The 24,826-nt window shown below is 39.1% G+C and carries 24 protein-coding genes; 23 read left to right on the top strand and 1 reads right to left on the bottom strand.

What is annotated here, in order from left to right:
- Positions 1 to 86 precede the first annotated feature (86 nt).
- The 10 genes from def to spoVM all read left to right on the top strand — a co-directional run bounded on the left by def (position 87) and on the right by spoVM (position 9,111).
- The gene (def, locus tag F4694_RS09595; RefSeq protein ID WP_179597249.1) at positions 87 to 572 is read left to right on the top strand and encodes a peptide deformylase; all 486 of its coding nucleotides are present in this window, start codon (positions 87 to 89) and stop codon (positions 570 to 572) included.
- Positions 569 to 1,513, top strand: a complete 945-nt coding sequence (fmt, locus tag F4694_RS09590; RefSeq protein ID WP_179597247.1) for a methionyl-tRNA formyltransferase — start codon at positions 569 to 571, stop codon at positions 1,511 to 1,513. The genes def and fmt overlap by 4 nt, the downstream gene beginning before the upstream one ends.
- 1 nt (position 1,514) lies before the next feature.
- On the top strand, positions 1,515 to 2,864 hold the full coding sequence (rsmB, locus tag F4694_RS09585; RefSeq protein ID WP_179597244.1) for a 16S rRNA (cytosine(967)-C(5))-methyltransferase RsmB: 1,350 nt from the start codon (positions 1,515 to 1,517) through the stop codon (positions 2,862 to 2,864).
- Between the two features lie 3 nt (positions 2,865 to 2,867).
- Positions 2,868 to 3,959 carry a dual-specificity RNA methyltransferase RlmN gene (gene rlmN / locus F4694_RS09580; RefSeq protein ID WP_179597242.1) on the top strand — a complete coding sequence of 364 codons (1,092 nt, stop codon included), beginning with the start codon at positions 2,868 to 2,870 and terminating at the stop codon, positions 3,957 to 3,959.
- A 5-nt stretch (positions 3,960 to 3,964) separates the two neighbouring features.
- Entirely contained in the window at positions 3,965 to 4,717 is a 753-nt protein-coding gene (locus F4694_RS09575; protein ID WP_257029206.1) for a Stp1/IreP family PP2C-type Ser/Thr phosphatase, read from the top strand.
- Positions 4,717 to 6,684 carry a Stk1 family PASTA domain-containing Ser/Thr kinase gene (gene pknB / locus F4694_RS09570; protein WP_179597238.1) on the top strand — a complete coding sequence of 656 codons (1,968 nt, stop codon included), beginning with the start codon at positions 4,717 to 4,719 and terminating at the stop codon, positions 6,682 to 6,684. Before F4694_RS09575 ends, pknB begins: the two co-directional genes overlap by 1 nt.
- 18 nt (positions 6,685 to 6,702) lie before the next feature.
- Positions 6,703 to 7,584 carry a ribosome small subunit-dependent GTPase A gene (gene rsgA, locus F4694_RS09565; protein WP_179597236.1) on the top strand — a complete coding sequence of 294 codons (882 nt, stop codon included), beginning with the start codon at positions 6,703 to 6,705 and terminating at the stop codon, positions 7,582 to 7,584.
- Between the two features lies 1 nt (position 7,585).
- Positions 7,586 to 8,230, top strand: a complete 645-nt coding sequence (gene rpe, locus F4694_RS09560) for a ribulose-phosphate 3-epimerase (protein ID WP_179597234.1) — start codon at positions 7,586 to 7,588, stop codon at positions 8,228 to 8,230.
- Positions 8,231 to 8,285: 55 nt separating this feature from the next.
- On the top strand, positions 8,286 to 8,933 hold the full coding sequence (locus F4694_RS09555; protein ID WP_179597232.1) for a thiamine diphosphokinase: 648 nt from the start codon (positions 8,286 to 8,288) through the stop codon (positions 8,931 to 8,933).
- Positions 8,934 to 9,027: 94 nt separating this feature from the next.
- Positions 9,028 to 9,111 (top strand): stage V sporulation protein SpoVM, encoded by an 84-nt coding sequence (spoVM, locus tag F4694_RS09550; RefSeq protein ID WP_035424179.1) that lies wholly within the window; start codon positions 9,028 to 9,030, stop codon positions 9,109 to 9,111.
- Positions 9,112 to 9,288: 177 nt separating this feature from the next.
- Here the strand turns inward: spoVM and rpmB are convergent, their stop codons facing one another.
- Positions 9,289 to 9,477 carry a 50S ribosomal protein L28 gene (gene rpmB / locus F4694_RS09545; RefSeq protein ID WP_045515302.1) on the bottom strand — a complete coding sequence of 63 codons (189 nt, stop codon included), beginning with the start codon at positions 9,475 to 9,477 and terminating at the stop codon, positions 9,289 to 9,291.
- A 247-nt stretch (positions 9,478 to 9,724) separates the two neighbouring features.
- Here rpmB and F4694_RS09540 point away from each other — a divergent pair, with 247 nt between their 5' ends.
- The 13 genes from F4694_RS09540 (at position 9,725) to ftsY (ending at position 24,798) form a co-directional block, all read left to right on the top strand.
- Entirely contained in the window at positions 9,725 to 10,087 is a 363-nt protein-coding gene (locus F4694_RS09540) for an Asp23/Gls24 family envelope stress response protein (RefSeq protein ID WP_063251637.1), read from the top strand.
- 36 nt (positions 10,088 to 10,123) lie between these two features.
- Complete coding sequence (locus tag F4694_RS09535; protein WP_179597230.1) at positions 10,124 to 11,806, top strand: DAK2 domain-containing protein; 1,683 nt, start codon at positions 10,124 to 10,126, stop codon at positions 11,804 to 11,806.
- Between the two features lie 102 nt (positions 11,807 to 11,908).
- A complete protein-coding gene (gene sdaAB, locus F4694_RS09530; protein WP_179597228.1) occupies positions 11,909 to 12,571 on the top strand; it encodes an L-serine ammonia-lyase, iron-sulfur-dependent subunit beta in 663 nt (220 codons plus the stop codon).
- Between the two features lie 51 nt (positions 12,572 to 12,622).
- Positions 12,623 to 13,501, top strand: a complete 879-nt coding sequence (gene sdaAA / locus F4694_RS09525; RefSeq protein WP_179597226.1) for an L-serine ammonia-lyase, iron-sulfur-dependent, subunit alpha — start codon at positions 12,623 to 12,625, stop codon at positions 13,499 to 13,501.
- A gap of 1 nt (position 13,502) precedes the next feature.
- The gene (recG, locus tag F4694_RS09520) at positions 13,503 to 15,551 is read left to right on the top strand and encodes an ATP-dependent DNA helicase RecG (RefSeq protein WP_179597224.1); all 2,049 of its coding nucleotides are present in this window, start codon (positions 13,503 to 13,505) and stop codon (positions 15,549 to 15,551) included.
- A gap of 116 nt (positions 15,552 to 15,667) precedes the next feature.
- Positions 15,668 to 16,252, top strand: a complete 585-nt coding sequence (gene fapR / locus F4694_RS09515) for a transcription factor FapR (protein WP_063251642.1) — start codon at positions 15,668 to 15,670, stop codon at positions 16,250 to 16,252.
- On the top strand, positions 16,249 to 17,253 hold the full coding sequence (plsX, locus tag F4694_RS09510; protein ID WP_179597222.1) for a phosphate acyltransferase PlsX: 1,005 nt from the start codon (positions 16,249 to 16,251) through the stop codon (positions 17,251 to 17,253). The genes fapR and plsX overlap by 4 nt, the downstream gene beginning before the upstream one ends.
- 14 nt (positions 17,254 to 17,267) lie before the next feature.
- Positions 17,268 to 18,215 carry an ACP S-malonyltransferase gene (fabD, locus tag F4694_RS09505; protein ID WP_179597220.1) on the top strand — a complete coding sequence of 316 codons (948 nt, stop codon included), beginning with the start codon at positions 17,268 to 17,270 and terminating at the stop codon, positions 18,213 to 18,215.
- On the top strand, positions 18,212 to 18,955 hold the full coding sequence (gene fabG / locus F4694_RS09500) for a 3-oxoacyl-[acyl-carrier-protein] reductase (protein ID WP_179597218.1): 744 nt from the start codon (positions 18,212 to 18,214) through the stop codon (positions 18,953 to 18,955). The genes fabD and fabG overlap by 4 nt, the downstream gene beginning before the upstream one ends.
- Before the next feature lie 70 nt (positions 18,956 to 19,025).
- A complete protein-coding gene (gene acpP / locus F4694_RS09495; protein ID WP_179597216.1) occupies positions 19,026 to 19,259 on the top strand; it encodes an acyl carrier protein in 234 nt (77 codons plus the stop codon).
- 163 nt (positions 19,260 to 19,422) lie between these two features.
- On the top strand, positions 19,423 to 20,163 hold the full coding sequence (gene rnc / locus F4694_RS09490; protein WP_179597214.1) for a ribonuclease III: 741 nt from the start codon (positions 19,423 to 19,425) through the stop codon (positions 20,161 to 20,163).
- 59 nt (positions 20,164 to 20,222) lie between these two features.
- Complete coding sequence (gene smc / locus F4694_RS09485; RefSeq protein WP_179597211.1) at positions 20,223 to 23,789, top strand: chromosome segregation protein SMC; 3,567 nt, start codon at positions 20,223 to 20,225, stop codon at positions 23,787 to 23,789.
- A gap of 19 nt (positions 23,790 to 23,808) precedes the next feature.
- Positions 23,809 to 24,798: a signal recognition particle-docking protein FtsY gene (ftsY, locus tag F4694_RS09480; protein ID WP_179597209.1), complete on the top strand. Its 990-nt coding sequence runs from the start codon at positions 23,809 to 23,811 to the stop codon at positions 24,796 to 24,798.
- Positions 24,799 to 24,826: the final 28 nt, after the last annotated feature.

Below are 24,826 nucleotides of genomic sequence, written 5' to 3'. Positions count from 1 at the left end.
TTAGAGTAATTTGGGTGAAAATGTATAGTAATTAATAATAAAGATAAAAGAATCGGACAACTACGATTTTAGATGGAGGAACACCTTTGGCGATTAGAAAAATTGTAATGTACCCAGCTGGGGTACTTGAAAAAAATTGCAGACCTGTAGAAAAGTTTGACAGAAAGCTTGCTAAATTGCTTGATGATATGTATGACACCATGATTGAACACGATGGTGTTGGACTTGCGGCGCCACAAATTGGAATAGATGAACGAATCGCAATTGTTGATATTGATGATGAGTACGGTACGATTGAGATGATTAATCCTCGTATAATCAATACATCCGGAGAGCAAACGGGTCCTGAAGGCTGTTTAAGCTTCCCAGACCTTTTTGGAGAAGTAACCAGACCCAATTATGTGAAAATCGAGGCATTTGATCGAAAAGGAAAAAAATTCACCCTCGAAGCTGAAGAATTTCTGGCAAGGGCAATACAACATGAAATTGATCATTTAGACGGGGTATTATTCACATCTAAAGTAAGCCGATATCTCGAAGAAGATGAGTTAAAAGGAGTAGAAAGTGAATGACGAGAATCGTTTTTATGGGTACCCCAGACTTTTCAGTACCCGTACTGCAAAGAATAATAAATGACGGTTATGAGGTTATAGGTGTTGTTACCCAGCCGGATCGACCGGTTGGCAGAAAAAAAGTACTAACACCGCCGCCTGTCAAAGTTGAAGCATTGAAGCATGGAATCCCAGTGTATCAACCTGAAAAAATTCGCCAAAAAGAGGAATTGGAAAAGATCATTTCTTTAAATCCCGATTTGATCATTACAGCGGCTTTTGGACAAATATTACCGAAAGAAATATTAGATGCTCCAGCACATGGCTGTATTAACGTCCATGCCTCACTTCTTCCAGAACTTCGCGGCGGAGCACCCATTCATTATGCTCTCATCCAAGGAAAAAAGAAAACAGGGATCACCATTATGTATATGGTTGAAAAGCTAGACGCCGGTGATATTTTGACTCAAGAAGAAGTAGAGATTACTGAGGAAGATAATGTGGGTAGCCTTCATACAAAGCTAAGCAAGGCTGGGGCTGAACTTTTATCAGAAACTCTGCCCAATTTATTAAAAGGAAAATTAACGCCTATTCCTCAGGATAATGCGAAAGCAACATTTGCTTCTAATATTAAGCGCGAGCAGGAAAAAATTGATTGGTCCAAAACGGGCGAAGAGATTTATAATCATATCCGCGGCTTAAACCCCTGGCCAGTTGCTTTTACAACCCTTGATGGTCAAACGTTAAAAGTGTGGCGTTCAGAGAAGGTCACTGGTATAGATAATCGGGAGCCTGGAACCATCATAAAGAACGACCCTGATGGCCTAACTGTATCAACGGGTAATGAAACAGCTATTAAGATTAAAGAACTGCAGCCTTCTGGAAAAACGAAAATGACATGTGAAGAATTTTACAGAGGTGCAGGTTCGAAAATCTTAGTTGGCAGCAAACTAGGAGAATAAAATGACCAATAAAAAGAAAAATGTACGTGAAGCAGCGGTGGAATTACTGGAGAACATTGAAAAAAATCAATCTTACAGTAACTTACTGTTAAATAGTACCATTGAAAAAAACAAAATACCCTCTATTGATATCGGTCTGCTGACAGAGTTAACATATGGAACATTACAAAGAAAGATGGCGCTCGACTACTATCTAAAACCCTTTATAAAAAACAGCAAAAAGTTGGAAAATTGGGTTCACCAGCTTTTAAGGATAACTCTCTATCAAATGGTATACCTTGATAAGATTCCTGATAGAGCAGCCATATATGAAGCAGTCGAAATTGCTAAAAAGCGAGGGCACAAAGGGATTTCAGGAATGGTAAATGGTGTGCTGAGAAGTATTCAGCGTGAGGGACTCCCATCATTGGATCAAGTCGGTGATCGAATTGAAAAACTATCAATCGAAACGAGCCACCCAGAATGGCTGGTTAAGAGGTGGGTTGAGCAATTCGGTTTTGAAAGAACAAAAGAAATGTGTGAGGTCAACCTAACGGCGCCACTGCAAACAGCGAGGGTAAACCTAACAAAAACGACTGTCCGTGAAGTGATTGAGGATCTTGATGAAGAAGGATTTCTAGTTGAAAAAAGTCCTGTTATTCCGGAAGCTATTAGGGCTTTGAGAGGAAATTTGGCACTTTCAAGGGCATTTAAAAAAGGCATGATCACCATACAGGACGAAAGTTCAATGCTGGCTGCCTATGCACTAGCACCCAATGAAAACGAATTGATATTGGATGCCTGTGCTGCTCCTGGTGGAAAAACGACTCACATTGCCGAAACAATGAAACTAACCGGCGGAGTAATCTCGCTTGATTTACATGAACATAAAGTAAAATTAATTAATGAAAATGCAAAACGTTTAGGTTTGGGCAATATAAGGACAATTGCAATGGATTCACGCAAGGCAGGAGAACAATTTAAAGAGGAATATTTTGATAGAATCCTCCTCGATGCCCCATGTTCAGGGTTGGGTGTTATGAGAAGGAAACCTGACATGAAATATACCAAAAAAGAACAAGATCTTTATCAATTAAGTACGATTCAACAAAATTTATTAAACTCGGTCTCACCTTTAGTGAAAAAAGGTGGAATTCTTGTCTACAGTACGTGTACAGTAGATAAAGAAGAAAATGAAGGTACAGTCTTAAAATTTTTACAAGAGCATCCTGAATTTGAGACAGATGCTTCATTAAAAGGAAGAATGCCAGAGGCAATTCAACCATTGGTAACAGATGGTTATTTACAAATACTTCCCCAGGATATTGGATCTGACGGATTCTTTATCGCATGCTTAAGAAAGAAGGTGTAACAGTTGGAACAATTAAATACAACTGAGAACAATACAACATTGGACATAAAAAAAACTTCTATTTATTCCCTGCAGCTTCATGAACTCAAGGAATGGCTGACTAATAATGGTGAAAAGCCCTTCCGTGGAGAGCAAATCTTTGACTGGCTATACAAAAAAAGAGTTTCTTCTTTTGAAGATATGAATAATTTATCAAAAGGTTTACGTGATAAGCTATCAGAGAATTTTCAAATTACCACATTAAAAACGGTTATAAAGCAATCGTCTTCTGACGGTACCATTAAATTTCTGTTTGAACTGCACGACGGGTACTCTATTGAGACTGTTTTAATGCGACATGATTATGGCAATTCGGTTTGTGTAACAACGCAAGTTGGCTGCCGGATTGGATGTACTTTCTGTGCTTCCACACTTGGAGGGCTTAAGCGTCATTTAGAAGCTGGTGAAATTGTTGCACAGGTTGTAACAGTTCAGCAAGCTCTTGACGAAACAGACGAGCGAGTCAGCTCAGTAGTTATCATGGGGATAGGCGAACCGTTCGACAATTATGATAACATGATGTCGTTTCTAAAAATCATTAATCATGACAAAGGATTAATGATTGGTGCACGTCATATAACAGTTTCCACTAGCGGAATTGTACCGAAAATTTATCAATTTGCTGATGAAAATATGCAAATTAATTTTGCGATTTCACTTCATGCACCTAACACTGAATTAAGGTCTCGGTTAATGCCTATCAACAGGGCATATAAACTAGATGACTTAATGAAATCTGTAAGGTATTATATCGATAAGACGGGGCGTCGAATTAGTTTTGAATACGGACTTTTTGGCGGTGTTAATGATTCAGTTGAACATGCAGAAGAATTAGCCTCCTTATTAAAAGGACTGAAATGCCATGTTAATCTAATACCTGTTAATTATGTTCCAGAGAGGGACTATGTGCGTACCCCTAAGGATAAAATCTTTGCATTTGAAAAAACACTCAAAAATCGTGGTATTAATGTAACCATTCGCCGGGAGCAGGGTCACGACATTGACGCAGCATGTGGACAACTTCGTGCAAAGGAGCGAAAAGAAGAGACGAGGTGACAGCGTTGAAGGCTGTGTATAAGACGGATGTAGGGAGAATTCGAAAGAATAACGAAGATAGTGTTGGTATATTTTTAAACCAAGACGGGCAGCGCCTTGCCATCGTAGCTGATGGTATGGGCGGTCACCGTGCTGGCGATGTGGCAAGCACAATGACATTAACTACTTTAAAAGAGATGTGGGAGGAATCTGAAGGGATTCAAACTGCAGAACAAGCGGAAGTTTGGTTAAAAACAAAGATTATTCAAGTCAACAGGGTTTTATTTGACCATGCAAACAGCCATGATGAATGTGATGGAATGGGTACTACGATTGAAGCTGTTATTACTACGCATCTATTTGCTACCGTAGCGCATGTTGGTGATAGCCGTTGTTATATACTAAATGAATCGGGATTCCAGCAATTGACGGAAGATCATACTCTGGTGAATGAATTAGTTCGCACTGGGCAAATATCAAAAGAGGACGCCGAACATCATCCCAGAAAGAATGTTATCATGCGGGCTCTTGGAACTGAACTGAATGTCTCAATAGATATTAAAACCATTACGTTTGAAGAAGGGGACATTCTCTTATTATGCTCTGACGGACTTTCAAACAAAGTAAGTGAAGCAGAACTGGCTGAAATACTAAAGAACGAGGATGACTTAGAGAAAAAATCAAATTTATTAATCTCTATCGCTAATGAGCGTGGCGGCGAGGATAACATTTCACTGGCGATTGTTGAGTTTTCTGATACCGGCGAGGGTGATTTATAATGTTGATTGGAAAACGCTTAAGCGGTCGATATAAGGTGTTAGAAATGATTGGCGGCGGTGGAATGGCAAATGTCTATTTAGCCCACGACATGATTCTTGACCGTGATGTTGCCGTGAAAATGCTTCGCCTTGATTTTGCCAATGATGAGGATTTTATTCGCAGATTTCGCAGAGAAGCACAATCTGCGACAAGCTTAGCTCATCCTAGTATCGTAAGTATTTATGATGTTGGAGAAGAGGATGATCTTTATTTTATTGTAATGGAATATGTTGAGGGTCAAACACTTAAACAATACATACAACAAAATTCACCGTTACAAGTTGAAGAAACTATTGAAATTATGAAACAATTGACATCAGCTATTTCGCATGCCCATCAAAACCATATTATACACAGAGATATCAAGCCGCAAAATATTCTTGTTGACCGCTTTGGTAATGTGAAAATTACAGATTTTGGCATTGCTATGGCTCTAAGTGCAACAAGTATTACTCAAACGAATTCTGTATTGGGGTCGGTACACTATTTGTCACCTGAACAAGCGCGTGGAGGTATGGCAAATAGGAAATCGGATATTTATTCCCTTGGAATTGTCATGTTTGAATTATTAACCGGCAGACTTCCCTTTTCAGGAGAATCTGCAGTCTCAATTGCATTAAAACATTTGCAATCAGAAACTCCTTCCGTAAGAAGGTGGAATCCGAACGTTCCACAAAGTGTTGAAAATATCGTGTTAAAGGCGACTGCTAAGGATTCCTTTCATCGGTATAACAGTGTTGATGAAATGGAGGAAGATTTAAGAACAGCACTTGATTCACAGAGAATAAATGAAGCGAAATTTGTAATTCCTATTGATGATGAAGCAACAAAAGCGATTCCCATCATAACGAATGACCGTCCGTTGCAAAATCTTGATGAAACGTTAGTTCATAGTGATAAAATTTCAGACAATGTCAAGAAAGATACAGAAAAAAAAGCGCAAGACAAGAAAAAACGTAAAAAGTGGCCTATTATATTAATTTCAACCTTTTTATTGTTACTATTGCTGGGAATATTCACTATTACAGTCTTACCAGACTTATTATCCCCTAAAGATGTAAGCATACCTGATATCAGCGGGATGGAACTAGAAGAAGCAATTGCCAAATTGGAAGCTTCAGGTCTTAAGGCAGGCGAGGAAGAAGAAATACCTGATGATGAAATTGAAGAGGGGAGAGTCATCAAAACAAGTCCTGAAGCGGAAAGTACGGTAAAAGAAAATACATCTGTCAAAATATTTGTAAGTACTGGTAAGGAAAAGATAGAACTAGAAGATTATGTTGAAAGAAGCTATGATGATGTAATTCCTTTATTGGAGGATCTGAACTTTAAAGATATTAATACTACTGAAGTTTTTGATGATAGTGAGGCTGGTACAATTCTTAGCCAAGAGCCTGAAGCAGGTCAAGAAATAATTCCTGATGAAACTATATTAATATTTGAAGTAAGTAAGGGGCCAGAACCAATCGTCTTAAGAGACTTAACACAATACAGCACAAAGGGTGCACAGGAATATTTAGATTCTGTTGGACTTAAATTTGAAATTTCAGAAGAAAAGTATGATGATTTGATTCCTAAGGGCAGCATTATTTCGCAGTCACCTCTGCCTAATACGGAAATGAAAATGGGTGACAAAGTTTCTGTTGTTATTTCAAAAGGCAAGGAAGAAAAACCGCCTAAAGATGTAACGAGAGATATCACCATTGATTACAATCCTATAATACCAGGGCAAAAACAGAGAGTCCTTATTTATATTGAAGACATGACTCATAGTATGACCGAGCCTGCGGAGGACTTTGAAATTACTACTACAACGAGAGTCCCAATCACATTGAAAATTCCATTCAATGGAAAAGGTGGGTACAGAGTCCAACTTGATGATCGGGTTATTGCGCAAGAAACGTTGAATTATCAAGAATTAGAATAAACTTCAAGGAGTGTGGCTATGCCTGAAGGGAAAATTGTTAAAGCATTAAGTGGTTTTTATTACGTACTGCATGATGGAGTAATGATTCAATGCCGGGGTAGAGGTGTATTTCGAAAAAACAAGATTACACCACTTGTCGGTGATGAAGTCGTTTTTCAGGCTGAAAATGAACGTGATGGTTATATTATGGAAGTTAAGGAAAGAAAGAATGAACTGGTTCGTCCGCCTATAGCAAATGTCGATCAGGCCATTCTCGTCTTTTCCGCCGTCGAACCGGATTTTAGTACCGTATTATTAGACCGTTTTCTTGTCCTTGTTGAATATAATCATATTAAACCACTTATATGCATCACAAAGATGGATTTAACAAATGACAACGAAAAGCAGGCCATTAATGAATATGCTGATCATTATAGAAACATTGGTTATGAAGTATTACTGACTTCATCCGAAACAGAAGCGGGTATTGAAGGATTGACTCCACACGTCGAAGATAAAATATCAGTTTTCGCTGGTCAATCAGGTGTCGGAAAATCCTCACTTTTAAATGTATTACGACCCGATCTTGAACTAAAAACCAACGATATTTCCTCACATTTAGGCAGAGGAAAGCATACTACCCGGCATGTTGAATTAATTAGTATTGGCAGTGGCTTAATTGCAGATACACCTGGTTTTAGTTCTTTAGAATTCACCGATATCGAAGCTGAGGAATTAACGTATTGCTTTCCGGAAATGGCAAGAGAAAGTGAAAATTGTAAATTTCGAGCCTGTTTACATATTAGTGAGCCTAAATGTGCTGTGAAAGCAGCAGTTGAATCCCAAACCATTACTCAATACCGCTATCAACATTATGTTGATTTCCTTCAAGAAATAAAAGAAAGAAAGCCGAGGTATTAAAATGCTGAAAATTGCACCTTCCATCCTTTCTGCAGATTTCGCCAAATTAGGTGAAGAAATAACTGCAGTTGAAAAGGCTGGGGCTGACTATATCCATGTTGATGTAATGGACGGTCATTTTGTTCCAAATATTACAATAGGACCATTAATTGTGGAGGCAATTCGTCCCGTTACAAAGCTTCCGCTAGACGTACATCTGATGATTGATAACCCTGACCAATATATCGAAGCCTTTGCGAAAGCAGGAGCAGATTACATTACCGTGCATGTTGAAGCATGCAGACATCTTCATCGGACGATTCATCATATTAAGTCATTTGGAATTAAAGCGGGAGTGGTGTTAAATCCAGCAACTCCTGTTAACACCATTGAGCATATTTTAAAAGATATTGATATGGTGTTGTTAATGTCCGTTAATCCAGGGTTCGGCGGTCAAAAATTCATTCCGGAAGTCCTGCCTAAAATTAGAAAAGTAAAGGAAATGGCGGACTCGATTGGAAAAGAAATCGAAATTGAAATCGATGGTGGAGTAAATTCAGAAACGGCAAAACTATGTATAGAAGCAGGAGCGAATGTTCTTGTAGCTGGATCTGCTATTTATGATCAAGAGGACTACGCAGCAGCGATCTCGTTAATAAGGGGATAAAAAGTACAAGCCGGCTAAAATGCTGGCTTTTTGCGTAGTAAAAAGGGGGATACAAATGAATATAAATATATTAGCAGGGGGTCCTGAAGAATTTCTTCCCAATTTACATGAATATTCTGGTGAGAATGACATATGGGTTGGAGTTGATCGAGGGGTATACAGTCTTATTAAGAAGAATCTTACACCAGTTATTGGTTTTGGAGATTTCGATTCTGTTTCGAAAGATGAATTGCAGGTAATTGAAGGTCATGTAAAGGAAATGAAGAGGTATAAGCCCGAAAAAAATGAAACAGATATGGAACTTGCTTTGAAATGGGCTATAAAACAAGAGCCTGTTTTAATCCGAATTTTTGGAGCCACTGGCGGGAGACTAGACCATCTGCTGGCGAATGTACACTTATTGGTCAAACCGGTATTGGAAGAAAACCCAGTCAACATGGTTCTTATTGATAATCAAAATATTTTATCATTAAAAGGACCGGGAAGTTATAAAATTGAACAAAGGGCAGATAAAAAGTATATTTCTTTTGTACCTATAACCCTTGACGTAAAAGGCATCACACTGGAGGGCTTTAAATATCCGTTAGAAAACCGTCATATTTCCATCGGCTCTACACTATGTATTAGTAATGAACTTATTAGTGATTATGGTACTTTTTCATTTTCGGAAGGCATATTATTAGTGATAAGAAGTAATGATTAATAGCTTTTTTAGAGGTACTGATTTCGTCCGTGTGAATAAAATAGTAAGGGCGTACGAGAGAAGTTAGATGTGTGAGATGGTGAGGAGGGACATAATGAAGTTTTATACAATTAAACTGCCAAAGTTTTTAGGTGGACTTGTCCGAGCGATGATTGGTGCATTTAATAAGAAGGAATAGAGAAGCTGTTTAAGCACCTATTTTATGGGTGCTTTTTTATTTTGGCTGTATTAATGAAAACTGTTGATTTTAGAACCTGTAGCGGAAATCAACAGTCCATGTTAACACAGCCTTTATTTTATAAAATTATGGGAAAGATAGTAAGAAAGGGCACCCTTTAAAGGATGCCCTGACATATTAAACGCGTTCTACTTTACCAGCTCTTAACGCTCTTGTAGAAACCCAAACACGCTTAGGCTTTCCATCAACAAGAATACGTACTTTTTGTAGGTTAGCACCCCATGTACGCTTGTTAGCGTTCATAGCGTGAGAACGTGCGTTACCAGTTGTAGTTTTCTTTCCAGTTACAACACATTTACGTGGCATAATGATTCCCTCCTTAATACCCAAAGCTTTATACAGCATTTACGTTATTGTCTAAAGATACTTTAATAATTTATCATACAACCAGTTTGAATGCAATAGTGATTACGAAACGTTTCAAGAAAAATACCTTGACATGCGTTATTATTGATTGTAAATACTATAAGAAGAAAGTATCGCTTTCAAATTTTTCTTCACTATAGTAAAATGGCTTTAGTCAAGGAGCAATTTCCAAAAGGGGGAACGATTCATGTCCATCGAATTAAAAACTAAGTTCGGACAAATTGATATTTCAAATGAAGTAATCGCCACCATCGCTGGAGGTGCCGCTATCGATTGTTATGGAATTGTCGGTATGGCATCAAAGAGCCAAATAAAAGACGGTCTTACAGAAATTTTAAGAAGAGAAAATTTTACTCGTGGAGTTATTGTTCGCCAAGAGAATGAAGAAGTACATATTGATATGTATATAATTGTCAGCTATGGAACAAAGATTTCCGAGGTTGCTCATAACGTGCAATCAAAGGTGAAATACACACTTGATAAGACCGTTGGACTTGCCGTTGACTCGGTAAATATTTACGTTCAGGGAGTTCGTGTGACGAACCCTTAAGTGGTGTAACGAACCGCAAGTAGAGGAGGAAAGTTTGTGTCTATTACAGCTTTAGATGGAAAACGTTTTGCAGAGATGGTGATTCAAGGTGCGAATCATCTAGGTGCCAACGCAAAAATGGTGGATGCATTAAACGTTTTTCCTGTGCCCGATGGAGATACTGGAACGAATATGAATTTATCAATGACCTCAGGGGCAAAGGAAGTTAAAAATAATGTGCAGGAACATATTGGTAAAGTCGGGGTGGCTCTATCCAAGGGTTTACTTATGGGTGCAAGAGGCAACTCCGGGGTTATCCTTTCCCAATTATTTCGTGGATTTTCAAAAGCAATTGAAACCAAAGCAGCCATCTCTGGAAAAGAATTTGCAGCAGCGTTAGAATCGGGTGTCGAAACTGCCTATAAAGCGGTAATGAAGCCGGTTGAGGGAACGATTTTAACGGTTGCAAAGGATTCTGCTAAAAGAGGTGTGCAGGCTTCCCAAAAATCGAACGATATCATCGAGATTATGGGTGAAGTTTTAAAAGAAGCAAAGGCCTCTCTAAAACGTACCCCAGATCTGCTGCCAGTTTTAAAAGAAGTTGGAGTAGTTGATAGCGGTGGACAAGGGCTGGTTTTTGTTTATGAAGGATTTCTTGCTGAACTCAAAGGCGAGAAACTTCCAGATTCGCCTGATGCATATCCTTCTATGGACGAAATGGTGAGTGCTGAACATCATAAAAGTGTCCAAGGTCATATTAATACAGAAGATATTGTATATGGGTACTGTACAGAATTTATGGTGAAGTTTGAAGATGCGAAGCTGGCAAAGCATCCATTCGACGAACAGGTTTACCGGAATGATCTAAGTAAACTTGGTGATTCCTTACTGGTTATAGCAGATGACGAGGTTGTTAAGGTTCATATTCATTCTGAACAGCCCGGTGATTGCCTAAGTTACGGACAGAGATACGGAAGCTTAATCAATATAAAAATTGAAAACATGAGACAGCAGCATTCCAATATAGTTGGAGAAACGCATACACCGTTAGTTGCAGGTAAACCTCAAGTAGCTAAAGAACAGCAGGAGTATGGGATTGTTACTGTGTCCATGGGTTCTGGAATTGCGGATTTATTCAAAAGTATCGGTGCACATGCAGTAATTGAAGGCGGCCAAACGATGAATCCGAGTACAGAGGATATTGTTAAAGCCGTTAAAGAAGTGAATGCAAAAAAAGTATTTATTCTCCCGAATAATAAAAATATTATTATGGCTGCGCAGCAAGCGGCTGAAGTATCGGATGAAGAAATTTATGTAATCCCTTCTAAAACTGTCCCTCAAGGTTTATCTGCACTTTTAGCATTTAATCCAGCTGGAGATGTAAAGGCAAATGAAGCTGCTATGACAGAAGCAATGCAGCATGTGAAGACGGGGCAAATTACCTTTGCCGTTCGCGACACCCAAATTGACGGTTTAGAAATTGAAAAAGATGACTTCATGGGAATTGCAGAAGGCAAAATCGTTGTGAAAAACAAAGATAAAGGTAAAGCTGCGGAAGATTTGCTTACTAAGATGGTGGATGAGGATTCGGAAATATTAACCATCATTTATGGTGAAGATGTAACCGAGGACGAGGTAAATGCACTTACAGCGTTTGTAGAAGAGAAGTTCGAGGACGTAGAAGTTGAACTTCATAATGGAAAACAACCATTATATTCATTTATCTTTGCAATAGAATAAGTGATAAAATTAGAAGGGGAAACCCTTCTTTTTTCTTTTTTATGTGTTATAAATATAGATGGATATCCAAAGAGATACATTTGTCCTAGGGGGAGTAGACGGATGAAATATAGAAGTGTGTTTGACATAATAGGACCTGTTATGATTGGACCATCGAGCTCGCATACTGCTGGAGCTGCGAGAATTGGCAGAGTTGCTAGGAGTTTATTTGGCAGGGAGCCAAAATGGGCGAATATATCTTTATACGGCTCGTTTGCTAAAACGTATAAGGGGCATGGTACGGATGTCGCGATTATTGGTGGATTGTTAGATTTTGATACCGATGACGAAAGAATCATAAATGCAATTGATATAGCGAAAGAACGGGGTATTAAACTTCGATTTATAGAAGAAGAGGCAGTTACGGATCATCCAAACACTGCTAGAGTTATCATTGGTGATGATAAAGGGGAATTAGAGCTAGTCGGAATCTCAATTGGCGGCGGCAAAATTGAAATAACTGAGTTAAATGGCTTTGAATTAAAATTATCCGGAAACCATCCAGCCATTTTAGTGGTTCATAATGATCGTTTTGGTGCTATCGCGAGTGTTTCCAATGTCCTCGCAAAATACGAAATCAATATTGGCCATATGGAAGTTGCAAGAAAAGAAAAAGGAAAGCTTGCTCTTATGACCATTGAAGTAGACCAAAACATCGAAAATAAAATCCTTCAAGAACTAGAAGAATTACCAAATATACTGAAGGTTACAAAAATTGTTGATTAGCTCTGCGCTGGGGCTCGACAAAGACAATATGAACAACAAGGGGGAAGGCAATTGTTTCGAAATGTTGCAGAGTTAGTAGAGCTTGCTGTTAGTAAAAATAAAAAAATCTCGGAAATAATGATTGAGCAAGAAATGAATGTCACCGGCCGTAGCCGCGAAGAAGTACTTGCTTTTATGGACCGTAATCTAAGGGTCATGGAAGAAGCTGTTGAAAGAGGAATCAAAGGAGTTAAATCCCACTCAGGGTTAACCGGCGGCGATGCTGTTCTATTACAAAAGTATATTGAAAAAGGCAATTTCCTGTCAGGCAAAACAATCCTTGACGCAGTCAGCAAAGCGGTAGCAACCAATGAGGTCAATGCAGCAATGGGAACAATTTGTGCTACGCCGACTGCAGGTTCAGCTGGAGTTGTGCCCGGTACACTTTTCGCAGTGAGAGAGAAACTAAATCCGACTAGAGAACAAATGGTAGAATTTCTTTTTACCGCAGGAGCTTTTGGTTTCGTCGTAGCGAACAATGCTTCAATTTCAGGTGCTGCTGGTGGATGCCAAGCGGAGGTTGGTTCTGCTTCCGGAATGGCTGCAGCAGCTATTGTTGAAATGGCAGGCGGTACACCGGAGCAATGTGCAGAAGCAATGGCCATCACATTAAAAAATATGCTTGGTCTCGTTTGTGATCCTGTTGCCGGTCTTGTCGAAGTACCATGTGTAAAAAGAAATGCAATGGGTGCAGCCAATGCAATGGTAGCTGCAGATATGGCATTAGCAGGTATAACCAGCAGAATACCATGTGATGAAGTTATTGATGCCATGTATAAAATAGGACAATCAATGCCGACCGCACTAAAAGAAACAGCACAGGGAGGGTTGGCGGCAACTCCGACAGGTCGTGAACTCGAAGCTAAGATCTTCGGTATTCCGCGCGTGTAAAGTGAATCAATACCTAAAACAATCAGTTACAGTGTTAAAAGGAATTGGGGAAGAAACAGCTGAGAGTTTAGCAGAAATGAAAATATATACAGTCGAAGATTTATTAGAATATTTTCCTTACCGTTATGAAGATTATCGGCTTCGTGAACTCTCAGAGGTAAAGCATGATGAGAAGATTACAATAGAAGGGAAGGTTCATAGTGAGCCTTCTCTTACATATTATGGCCGGAAGAAATCTAAGCTGATGATTAGAATGTTCGTTGGACAATATTTAATTAAGGTTGTGTTTTTTAATCAGCCTTATTTAAAGTCAAAAATCGTTATGAATGAAACCATTACGGTTACAGGTAAATGGGACGCCCATCGGCAAACGATTACGGCTAATGAAATGCAGGTTGGACAAAATACAAAAACAACAGATTTTGAGCCAGTATACTCATTAAAAGGGAAAATCACCACTAAGGGAATGCGTAAATTTATTTCGATTGCCTTTCAACAATTTGGTCAATATATCGAGGAAAGTTTACCGTTAACTCTTGTCAAAAAGTATCGCTTGGTAGACCGCAATAGTGCTCTGAAGGCGATGCATTTTCCAGTTAATCAAGAGGACGTAAAACAGGCTCGCCGTCGTTTAGTTTATGAGGAATTTCTGTTATTTCAGTTAAAAATGCAGGCATTACGGAAATTTGAACGAGAGCACTCACCTGGAATTGAGCAAAACTATCTAGAAACGAAGGTAGAGAAATTTATACAATCATTGCCCTTCCCTTTGACCAATGCACAGAGTCGTGTTGTATCAGAAATTCTAAACGACTTAAAATCACCTTTAAGGATGAACCGCTTGCTCCAAGGAGACGTGGGTTCGGGGAAAACGGTGGTTGCTGCGATTGGATTATATGCGAGTGTTACGGCTGGCTACCAAGGGGCATTAATGGTACCAACGGAAATTTTAGCAGAACAGCATGCTGAGTCCCTTAATGGTTTATTAGAACCGTTTGGGCTTAGATGTGAATTGTTAACGAGTTCTGTTAAAGGGAAACGAAGAAGAGAGATCCTTCAACAAGTATCTGAAGGAACAGTGGATATATTAATAGGGACACATGCTCTTATTCAAGATGAGGTTACCTTCAAAAAACTAGGGTTCGTCATAACGGACGAACAACACCGCTTTGGGGTTGAACAACGGAGGGTGTTACGGGAAAAAGGAGAAAATCCTGATGTCTTGTTCATGACTGCTACACCGATACCAAGAACGCTTGCTATTACCGTGTTTGGTGAGATGGATGTATCGGTCATTGATGAAATGCCGGCTGGCAGAAAGGCGATTGAAACCTACTGGGCAAAGCCGGAAATGTTAGGAAGGGTTCTTTCTTTTGTAGAGAAGGAATTGGTAAAGGGTCATCAGGCTTATGTGATTTGCCCATTGATTGAAGAATCAGACAAGCTGGATGTCCAAAACGCTATTGATGTTCATACTACTCTAACCCACCACTTTCAAAATCGCTTTAAGGTTGGACTTATGCATGGACGGTTAAGCTCGGATGAAAAAGATACGATTATGAAGGCATTTAGTACCAATGAGGTACAGGTGTTAGTTTCAACCACAGTAGTAGAAGTAGGTGTGAATGTTCCGAATGCTACGATGATGGTCATTTATGACGCAGAAAGATTTGGACTTTCCCAGCTCCATCAGCTTCGCGGCAGGGTAGGCAGAGGAAGTGACCAATCGTACTGTATTCTTTTAGCAGATCCAAAGTCAGATGTAGGTCAGGAACGAATGCGAATAATGGCCGAAACAAATGACGGTTTCGTTTTAAGTGAAAAGGACCTCGAACTGCGAGGACCTGGAGACTTCTTTGGAAAAAAACAAAGCGGGGTACCAGAATTTAAGCTTGCAGACATGGTTCATGATTACCGCACACTTGAAACAGCCAGAAATGACGCGTCTCTAATGATCCAATCAAAAACCTTTTGGACAAGAAAAGAATACCAATACCTAAGAAACCAGCTAGAAAACACAGGTGTATTAGAAGGAGAAAAACTAGATTAATCAATAAAACCAACTTAGAGCAGACTGTAAGAATAAAAACTTATTCTTGCAATCTGCTTTTTCTAATTTTATACTACTATTAGTACCTAGTCATAATAGCTCGGACGGTGTATGATATGAGAAGAACAAAAAAAGAACGACAACAAATGCTTAAGGAAACCATTAAGGAAAATCCTTTTATAACGGATGAAGACCTTGCAGAAAAATTTCAAGTTAGTGTGCAAACCATCCGCTTAGACCGTCTGGAATTATCAATTCCTGAACTACGGGAAAGGATAAAGTATGTTGCCGAGAAAAAATTTGAAGATGAAGTCCGGTCTTTACCACTTGAAGAAGTCATTGGTGAAATAATTGATATTGAACTCGATCAAAGTGCGATTTCCATATTTGATGTTAGAGAAGAGCATGTTTTTATTCGGAACAAGATTGCTCGCGGGCACCATGTTTTCGCCCAGGCAAATTCATTAGCAGTAGCGGTAATAAATGATGAATTGGCGTTAACAGCAAAGGCAAATATTCAATTCAAGCGTTCTGTCAAACAAGGTGAACGAGTGATTGCCAAAGCAAAAGTTTTAAAAATAGACGATGGCCTTGGCAGGACGATTGTTGAAGTAACAAGCTATGTCAATAACGAACTTGTTTTTAAAGGCGAATTCGAAATGTACCGTTCAGAAAAATCATTAAAGGATGAGAAAAGATGAAGATAGCGATCGATGCAATGGGTGGCGACCATGCTCCTAAAGAAATCGTAATCGGTGCAATGAAAGCTGTAGAAGCATTTTCAGATATACATATAACCCTAGTCGGGGATGAAACCAAAATTAAGGAATACTTAACGAACCAAGAACGAATAACCATTTTACATACATCCGAGGTAATCCTTGGTACAGACGAACCTGTTAGGGCTGTTCGTCGTAAGAAAACGGCTTCGATGGTACTTGCAGCACAGCAAGTAGCAGATGGAAACGCAGATGCATGCATATCAGCAGGAAATACAGGAGCATTAATGGCTGCAGGATTATTTGTAGTTGGCAGGATTGAGGGCATAGACCGTCCAGCACTTACACCTACTTTACCAACCATTGGCGGAGAGGGTTTCCTATTATTAGATGTTGGGGCAAATGTAGACGCCAAGCCTGAGCATTTGCTGCAATATGCGATTATGGGGTCTATTTATAGTGAAAAGGTAAGAGGGATAGCTAATCCGCGGGTAGGTCTTCTTAATATCGGAACCGAAGAAAAAAAAGGAACTGACCTAACAAAACAGGCATTCGAACTTTTAAAAAATGCAAATGTTAATTTTGTAGGAAATGTAGAGGCCAGGGATTTGCTTGATGGCACAGCAGATGTCGTGGTAACGGATGGATTCACTGGCAACATGGTGTTAAAAACCGTTGAGGGTACCGCACTATCCATGTTTAAAATGCTAAAAACGACGTTAATGAGCAGTCTTAAAAGTAAACTTGCTGCAGCAGTGTTAAAGCCTGAATTCAAAGTCTTAAAGAACACATTGGATTATTCAGAGTATGGCGGTGCAGGCCTATTTGGATTAAAGGCGCCTGTAATCAAGGCACATGGTTCCTCTAACGGACAAGCAATTTTTAGTGCAATTCGTCAAACGAGGGAAATGGTCGAAAAGAATGTAGTAGGACTCATCAAAAAATCCATTGAAGATGAAAAGACATCTAAAATAGAAGTGTAAAAAGGGGTGCGGAAATGGGTAAAATTGCGTTTGTATTTCCTGGTCAGGGCTCACAAACAGTTGGCATGGGGCAACAGCTTGCTGATCAGTATCCTGAGGTCATGCTATATTTTAAAAAAGCTGACGAAAGACTTTCAGTTGAGCTAAGTAAGCTTATATTTGAGGGACCTCAAGAAGAATTGACAAAAACGGTAAATACACAGCCAGCTTTATTAACAACGAGTTTGGCCATTCTAGAAAGATTTCAAAAAGCAGCCATTAAGCCGGATTTTGTTGCTGGACATAGTCTTGGTGAGTATACAGCCCTTGTTGCAGCTGGCGCATTAACCTTTGAAGATGGTGTCTATGCTGTAAGAAAAAGAGGGGAATTTATGGAGGGAGCTGTTCCAAATGGTGAAGGTTCAATGGCAGCTATTTTAGGGCTTGACCGTGAACCTCTTTCTAAAGTAACAGCTGAAGTTAGTGACTCTGGCTTCCCAGTTTCTCTTGCAAATTTGAATTGTCCAGGTCAAATTGTTATCTCTGGTTCGCTAAAAGGTGTTGAGCTTGCAAGTGCAAAAGCTAAAGAAGCTGGTGCAAAAAGAGCAATTCCATTAGAGGTCAGCGGACCATTCCATTCTTCATTAATGAAGCCTGCAGCGAGTGAACTACGTCAGGTTTTAGATGAACTTGATTTGAAGGATGCACGTATTCCTGTAATTGCTAATGTTTCAGCAAATCCAATGACGACAGCAGAAGAAATAAAGGAAAATTTAATTGAACAGCTTTATTCACCTGTTTTGTGGGAAGATTCTGTTGTGAAAATGATTGATTCAGGTGTAGATACATTTATTGAAATTGGTCCTGGAAAGGTACTTTCAGGTTTAATTAAAAAAATTAACCGTAGTGTTAAAACGTATTCGATCTCGGATGAGGAAAGCTGTCAATCTGTTATCGAGGCATTGAAGGAGGAAAATCTATGACACTAGAAGGCAAAGTTGCCCTAGTAACCGGTGCGTCAAGAGGGATAGGCAGAGAAATTGCTCTTGAGCTTGCAAGACATGGAGCCAATGTCGCAGTGAATTATGCTGGCAGTGAAGGTAAAGCCAATGAAGTGGTAGATGAAATAAAAGCAATGGGTAAAGAAGCATTTGCGATTAAATGTGACGTATCCAATAGTGAAGAAGTAGCAGAAATGGTGAAAGAAACAGTAGATCGATTTGGTAAATTGGATATACTTGTTAATAATGCAGGTATAACAAAAGATAATTTACTAATGAGAATGAAGGAAGAAGAATGGGATGATGTTATTAATATCAATCTCAAAGGTGTTTTTCTCTGTACCAAAGCTGTGACCCGCCAGATGATGAAACAGCGTGTCGGCCGTATTATTAACATTACCTCCGTTGTTGGAGTTAGTGGAAATCCAGGTCAGGCAAACTATGTTGCAGCAAAATCAGGTGTTATTGGTTTAACAAAAACAACAGCAAAAGAGCTGGCTTCTCGTAATATTACTGTAAATGCAATTGCACCAGGCTTTATTAAAACTGATATGACGGATAAATTATCAGAAGATGTAAAAGGTGAGATGTTAAAGCAAATTCCACTAGCCCGTTTAGGAGAGCCTAAAGATATTGCTAAAATGACAGCTTTCTTGGCATCAGATGACGCGTCCTATATTACAGGGCAAACTCTTCATATCAATGGCGGCATGGTTATGTAATTTTTTTGTCCAAGTATGTGTATTATTTTATTGATATACTTTATAATAGCTTGAGGGGAGGTGAACTACAATGGCAGAGGTATTAGAGCGAGTAACAAAAATCATCGTTGACCGTTTAGGCGTAGATGAGTCACAAGTTAAACTTGAAGCTTCATTCAAAGATGATCTTGGTGCTGATTCCCTTGACGTAGTTGAACTAGTTATGGAATTAGAAGATGAATTTGATATGGAAATTTCTGACGATGATGCTGAAAAAATCGGCACAGTTGGTGATGCTGTGAATTACATAAATAGCAAGCAATAATTCGTTGGATTTTCTCAAAAGCTCCGTTTTCAAACGGAGCTTCTTTCTGTATTATAGAACTTGGCAGTTTTTAAAAATACTGCCAGGTTTCTTTGCGTTTTGACTGAAGTTTACTTAAACTATTGGTAGGTATGTGTAAAAAATATGCAAGGTGGAGACTTTAATGCGCAGAAAAGGTAAGGAAAAAGAAATGAACAATCGCGCAAAAGAAAATCAATTTAAGGATTTTCAGGACAAGATCGGTATTCATTTTGAAAATGAAAAACTATTAAAACAAGCTTTTACTCATTCATCCTATGTGAATGAGCATCGCAGAAAGCCTTATGAAGATAATGAAAGGCTTGAATTTTTGGGGGATGCAGTACTAGAACTAACGGTTTCAAAATTCCTGTTTCTAAAATATCCAATGATGAGTGAAGGAGAGCTGACAAAGCTCCGTGCTGCTATTGTGTGTGAGCCCTCACTTGTAACCCTGGCAAACGAACTTAGCTTTGGCAAGTTAATCTTGTTAGGTAAGGGTGAAGAAATGACAGGGGGCAGGGAGCGCCCAGCACTATTAGCCGATGTATTTGAAGCTTTCATTGGTGCACTTTACTTGGATAAAGGACTTGAGATAGTAAACGGATTTCTAGATAAAGTGGTTTTCCCTAAAATTAATGAGGGTGCTTTTTCTCATGTGATGGATTTTAAGAGCCAGCTTCAAGAACTAATTCAAAGAGATGGGACCGGATTAATTGAATATAAGGTATTAATTGAAAAGGGTCCTGCTCATAGCAAAGAATTTGTTTCAAGAGTGTCATTAAATGGTGAAGAATTAGGTATTGGTACAGGTAAATCGAAAAAAGAAGCAGAACAGCATGCCGCCCAAATGGCATTGGAGGTCTTAAAGGCTAAAACATCGTAGATAAACAACCATAGAATGCTAAGGAAAGATTCCGGCCAAGCTCTAGGGAGGAAAAGGATATGTTTTTAAAACGGTTGGACATCATTGGCTTTAAATCTTTTGCAGAACGTATTGGGGTGGATTTTGTTCAAGGAGTCACTGCTGTAGTTGGTCCAAACGGAAGTGGGAAAAGTAATATAACTGACGCGATCCGCTGGGTTTTAGGTGAGCAGTCTGCTAAATCACTTAGAGGCTCTAAAATGGAAGATATCATTTTTGCGGGAAGTGATTCAAGAAAGCCGTTAAATTATGCGGAAGTGACCTTAACGCTGGATAATCAGGATGAAGGATTAGCCATTGATTACAATGAAGTGAGTGTAACCAGAAGAGTCACCCGTGCAGGAGATAGTGAATATTTAATTAATAAACAGCCATGTAGACTTAAAGATATTGTTGATTTGTTTATGGACTCTGGTCTTGGCAGAGAAGCGTTCTCCATTATCAGCCAAGGGAAAGTGGAAGAAATTCTCAATAGTAAGGCAGAAGACCGAAGAACCATCTTTGAAGAAGCCGCAGGCGTTTTAAAGTATAAAAATCGCAAGAAAAAAGCAGAGGCTAAATTAGTTGAAACACAGGAAAATTTAAATCGTGTGAATGACATTCTTCATGAACTCGAGGGACAAGTTGAACCGTTGAAGATTCAGGCTTCCATGGCAAAAGATTACTTAGAGAAAAAGGAAGAACTTGAAAAAATCGAAGTAGCCTTAACGGTTTACGACATCGAAGAGTTACACCAAAAGTGGACTCATCTTTCAACGCAGCTTGAAGAACATCAGCAGGAAGAAATTAAGCTCTCTGCCCAGTTGCAGATAAAAGAAGCAAAAATAGAAGAAACAAGGGACCATATCGCTGCACTTGATGAGTCAATTACGGATTTGCAAAATGTTCTCCTTCATGCAAGTGAAGACCTTGAAAAGTTAGAAGGCAGAAAAGATGTACTAAAAGAACGCAAGAAAAATGCCGTTCAGAATAGAGCGCAGCTTGAAAAAAGTATTGCTGAATTGACAGATAAAATCTCACAACTAAAACGTAACAAAGAAATTCAAGCTGACCTAGTTGATAAACTGACTGAACAGGTAAATTACCTTCAAACTCAGTTGAAAGAAAAACAGGGGAAAATGGCGTTATTTACTGAAAATATTGAAGAAAAAATTGAAACTTTAAAAAGTGAATATATTGAACTTCTCAATGATCAGGCTGGTGCGAAAAATGAGCTTAAGTATATCGTTCAGCAGCTAGAACAGCAGGAAACAAGGAGCTCACGCCTGGACTCTGAAAATGTTAAGTTCCTGGAGGAAAGACAAAAAGCACAAAACAAAATGTTACAGGTTCAAACAGCCTTAGAAGAGGTACAAAAAGGTCTTTCCAATCAAGTAACAAGTTTCAGAGAAAAGCAGCGTAAGCTTGAAAATGTGCAAAATAACTATCAAAAGCAAGAAAAGACGTTATATCAGGCTTATCAAATCCTTCAACAGGCGAAATCAAGAAAAGAAATGCTCGAGGAAATGGAAGAAGACTATTCTGGATTTTTCCAGGGCGTAAAAGAAGTATTGAAAGCACGGGGAAAAAAGCTTCATGGCATTGAAGGAGCTGTCGCCGAGCTTGTAACGGTGCCAAAGGAGTACGAAACAGCACTTGAAACAGCATTAGGCGGAGCTTTGCAGCACATAGTCGTAGATACAGAACAAAATGCTCGTATGGCCATCCAATTCTTGAAACAGAATTCATTCGGACGAGCTACCTTTTTACCGTTAAGTGTTATTAAAGGCAGAATGTTGTCTTCCTCACAACTTACATCTATTCAAAACCATCCTTCATTGGTAGGGAGTGCAGTCGATCTAGTAAGCTTTGATCCCAAATACTCTGAGGTGATAAGTAACCTCCTAGGTAACGTTGTCATCACGAAAGATTTAAAGGGTGCGAACGAACTGGCTAAAATCCTCCAGTATCGTTGTCGAATGGTTACGGTAGATGGAGATATCGTGAATCCAGGCGGGTCGATGACCGGCGGGGCCCAAAAGCAAAAGACAAGTTCTTTATTGACTAGAAAAGGCGAGCTTGAAGAGTTGAAAGAAAAGCTTAACATCATGAGTGAAAAAACTTCAAGTTTAGAAAGTCATGTAAAGGCATTAAAAGAGGATGTTAAAACACATCAATTTGAGCTAGAAGCAATGCGAAAGTTTGGGGAAGAATTAAGACAACAGGAGCAAGCCTTTAAAGGTGATCTCCGAGAAGCTGAATTCGAAACGAAGAATATTAATGACCGGTTGAGAATCTATGACCTTGAAAAAGGTCAATTGATAGAGGAACAAAAAACCATAACAAACCGTATAGCTGAACTTAATGAAGCAATTACCATCTTTAAAGAAAAAATAGCTTCGCTTGATGCTCAAATTGCTAAACTTACAGAACAAAAAACGAATGACATCTCATCAAGAGAAACACTGACAAAGGAAATAACCGACTTAAAAGTGGAGTTTGCGGCAAAAAATGAGCAATTTGTAAATGCAAAAGAACGTTTGGTTATGATTGTTGAAGAATTAAACGAGAGTCAAGAGCGGTTTACGCTTTATAAAGAGGATCTTATGCTGCTGACATCTGAAATGGAGGGAAGCACTTCCGGCGAAGTACAGTTGGAGGCTGCTGCCAAACGCAAACAGCAGGACAAGGAAGAAACCATTTCACTTATTTCTTCTAGAAGGCAGGAACGTCTTCAAATGCAAGCAGCACTTGAAGATGCCGAAATCGAAGCGAAAGAAATAAAGAGACTTCATAAAGGAATGGTTGAGGTCTTAAAGGATGAAGAAGTAAAAATTAACCGCTTAGATGTAGAGCTTGAAACAAAACTTGCCCATCTTAGAGAAGAATATTTACTTTCTTTTGAGGGAGCAAAAGAACAGTATCCACTAGCATTGCCAGTAGAAGAAGCTAGGAAAAAGGTGAAGTTGATTATACTGGCGATTGAAGAACTTGGAAGTGTTAATATTGGAGCCATTGAAGAATATGAGCGAGTTTCGGAACGCTATGAATTTTTAAATGAGCAAAAGAACGACCTCCAAGAAGCAAAGGATACCCTCTATCAGGTCATTGATGAAATGGACACTGAAATGAAAAAACGTTTTGAGCAGACGTTTTATGGAATTCGCGAGCAATTTGAACCAGTATTCCGGGCCTTGTTTGGCGGCGGAAGAGCAGATTTAAAACTGACTCATCCAGAGGATTTATTAAATACAGGTGTAGAAATTGTCGCGCAGCCGCCAGGAAAGAAGCTGCAAAACCTTGGGTTATTATCAGGGGGAGAAAGAGCATTAACAGCGATTGCGTTGTTATTCTCCATATTAAAAGTCCGTCCTGTGCCGTTTTGTATCCTAGATGAGGTAGAAGCAGCATTAGATGAGGCAAATGTTTTTCGTTTTAGTCAATACTTAAAGCGATTTAGTTCAGAAACACAGTTTATTGTTATCACTCACAGAAAAGGTACGATGGAAGAAGCAGATGTATTATATGGTGTAACTATGCAGGAATCAGGTGTCTCAAAGCTCGTTTCTGTCCGACTTGAGGATACAAAGGAGCTTGTTAAAACTTAAATCTGGGAAGTGAAAAAGAATGAGCTTTTTTAAAAAATTAAAAGAGAAAATAACGAAACAAACAGAGACGGTAACAGAAAAATTTAAAGACGGCCTCTCGAAGACGAGAAATAACTTCTCTGGTAAGGTAAATGATCTTGTAGCTAGATACCGTAAAGTAGACGAAGATTTCTTCGAGGAATTAGAAGAAATCTTAATACAGGCAGATGTAGGCTTCGATACAGTTATGAAATTAATTGATGAATTGAAAATGGAAGTTAAACGGCAAAATATCCAGGACCCTCAAGAAGTTCAAAGTGTTATTTCGGAAAAGTTGGTCGATATTTATAATGCTGGTGAGGAACAATCATCTAAGTTGAACATTCAAGAAGATGGTCTGACAGTTATTTTATTTGTCGGAGTTAACGGTGTGGGGAAAACAACCACCATAGGGAAACTTGGTCATAAGTTTAAAAGTGAAGGAAAATCTGTTTTATTAGCAGCAGGTGACACTTTCCGTGCTGGTGCCATTGAGCAGTTAGAAGTTTGGGGAGAAAGAGTCGGAGTTGACGTTATTAAACAGGCAGAAGGTTCAGACCCTGCAGCTGTAATGTATGATGCGATTAAGGCTGCTAAATCTCGGAAAGTAGACATTTTGATTTGCGATACTGCCGGGCGCTTACAAAATAAAGTCAATCTAATGAAAGAGCTTGAAAAGGTAAAACGGGTAATCGAACGAGAGGTACCTGGCGCACCGCATGAAGTACTGCTTGTATTAGATGCAACGACAGGTCAAAACGCACTTATTCAGGCTAAGACGTTTAAAGAGGTAACGAACGTGAGCGGTATCGTTCTTTCTAAATTAGACGGTACGGCAAAAGGCGGTATTGTTTTGGCGATTCGGAATGAATTGAAAATTCCAGTAAAATACGTCGGTCTTGGTGAAAAAATGGATGATCTTCAGGAATTTAACGCAGAGCAATATGTTTATGGATTATTTGCAGATCAAGTGGATAATGCTGTAAATTGATGTAAAGATATTTTCTTGACAGACTAGC

The sequence above is a fragment of the Neobacillus driksii genome, from assembly GCF_013409995.1.
GTDB lineage: Bacteria > Bacillota > Bacilli > Bacillales > Cytobacillaceae > Neobacillus > Neobacillus driksii.
The sequence above is the reverse complement of the archived record's forward strand: the minus strand, read 5'-3'. Positions and strand labels throughout refer to the sequence as shown.

What these genes read in the sequence shown, in the direction of transcription:
- F4694_RS09555 (WP_179597232.1), top strand. Translation starts at nt 8,286, where the DNA reads ATGAATATAAATATATTAGCAGGGGGTCCTGAAGAATTTCTTCCCAAT.
- rnc (WP_179597214.1), top strand. Translation starts at nt 19,423, where the DNA reads ATGCGCAGAAAAGGTAAGGAAAAAGAAATGAACAATCGCGCAAAAGAA.
- smc (WP_179597211.1), top strand. Translation starts at nt 20,223, where the DNA reads ATGTTTTTAAAACGGTTGGACATCATTGGCTTTAAATCTTTTGCAGAA.
- fabD (WP_179597220.1), top strand. Translation starts at nt 17,268, where the DNA reads ATGGGTAAAATTGCGTTTGTATTTCCTGGTCAGGGCTCACAAACAGTT.
- rpmB (WP_045515302.1), bottom strand. Translation starts at nt 9,477, where the DNA reads ATGCCACGTAAATGTGTTGTAACTGGAAAGAAAACTACAACTGGTAAC.
- fapR (WP_063251642.1), top strand. Translation starts at nt 15,668, where the DNA reads ATGAGAAGAACAAAAAAAGAACGACAACAAATGCTTAAGGAAACCATT.
- spoVM (WP_035424179.1), top strand. Translation starts at nt 9,028, where the DNA reads ATGAAGTTTTATACAATTAAACTGCCAAAGTTTTTAGGTGGACTTGTC.
- plsX (WP_179597222.1), top strand. Translation starts at nt 16,249, where the DNA reads ATGAAGATAGCGATCGATGCAATGGGTGGCGACCATGCTCCTAAAGAA.
- pknB (WP_179597238.1), top strand. Translation starts at nt 4,717, where the DNA reads ATGTTGATTGGAAAACGCTTAAGCGGTCGATATAAGGTGTTAGAAATG.
- ftsY (WP_179597209.1), top strand. Translation starts at nt 23,809, where the DNA reads ATGAGCTTTTTTAAAAAATTAAAAGAGAAAATAACGAAACAAACAGAG.
- sdaAB (WP_179597228.1), top strand. Translation starts at nt 11,909, where the DNA reads ATGAAATATAGAAGTGTGTTTGACATAATAGGACCTGTTATGATTGGA.
- F4694_RS09540 (WP_063251637.1), top strand. Translation starts at nt 9,725, where the DNA reads ATGTCCATCGAATTAAAAACTAAGTTCGGACAAATTGATATTTCAAAT.
- rsgA (WP_179597236.1), top strand. Translation starts at nt 6,703, where the DNA reads ATGCCTGAAGGGAAAATTGTTAAAGCATTAAGTGGTTTTTATTACGTA.
- acpP (WP_179597216.1), top strand. Translation starts at nt 19,026, where the DNA reads ATGGCAGAGGTATTAGAGCGAGTAACAAAAATCATCGTTGACCGTTTA.
- fabG (WP_179597218.1), top strand. Translation starts at nt 18,212, where the DNA reads ATGACACTAGAAGGCAAAGTTGCCCTAGTAACCGGTGCGTCAAGAGGG.
- fmt (WP_179597247.1), top strand. Translation starts at nt 569, where the DNA reads ATGACGAGAATCGTTTTTATGGGTACCCCAGACTTTTCAGTACCCGTA.
- rsmB (WP_179597244.1), top strand. Translation starts at nt 1,515, where the DNA reads ATGACCAATAAAAAGAAAAATGTACGTGAAGCAGCGGTGGAATTACTG.
- rpe (WP_179597234.1), top strand. Translation starts at nt 7,586, where the DNA reads ATGCTGAAAATTGCACCTTCCATCCTTTCTGCAGATTTCGCCAAATTA.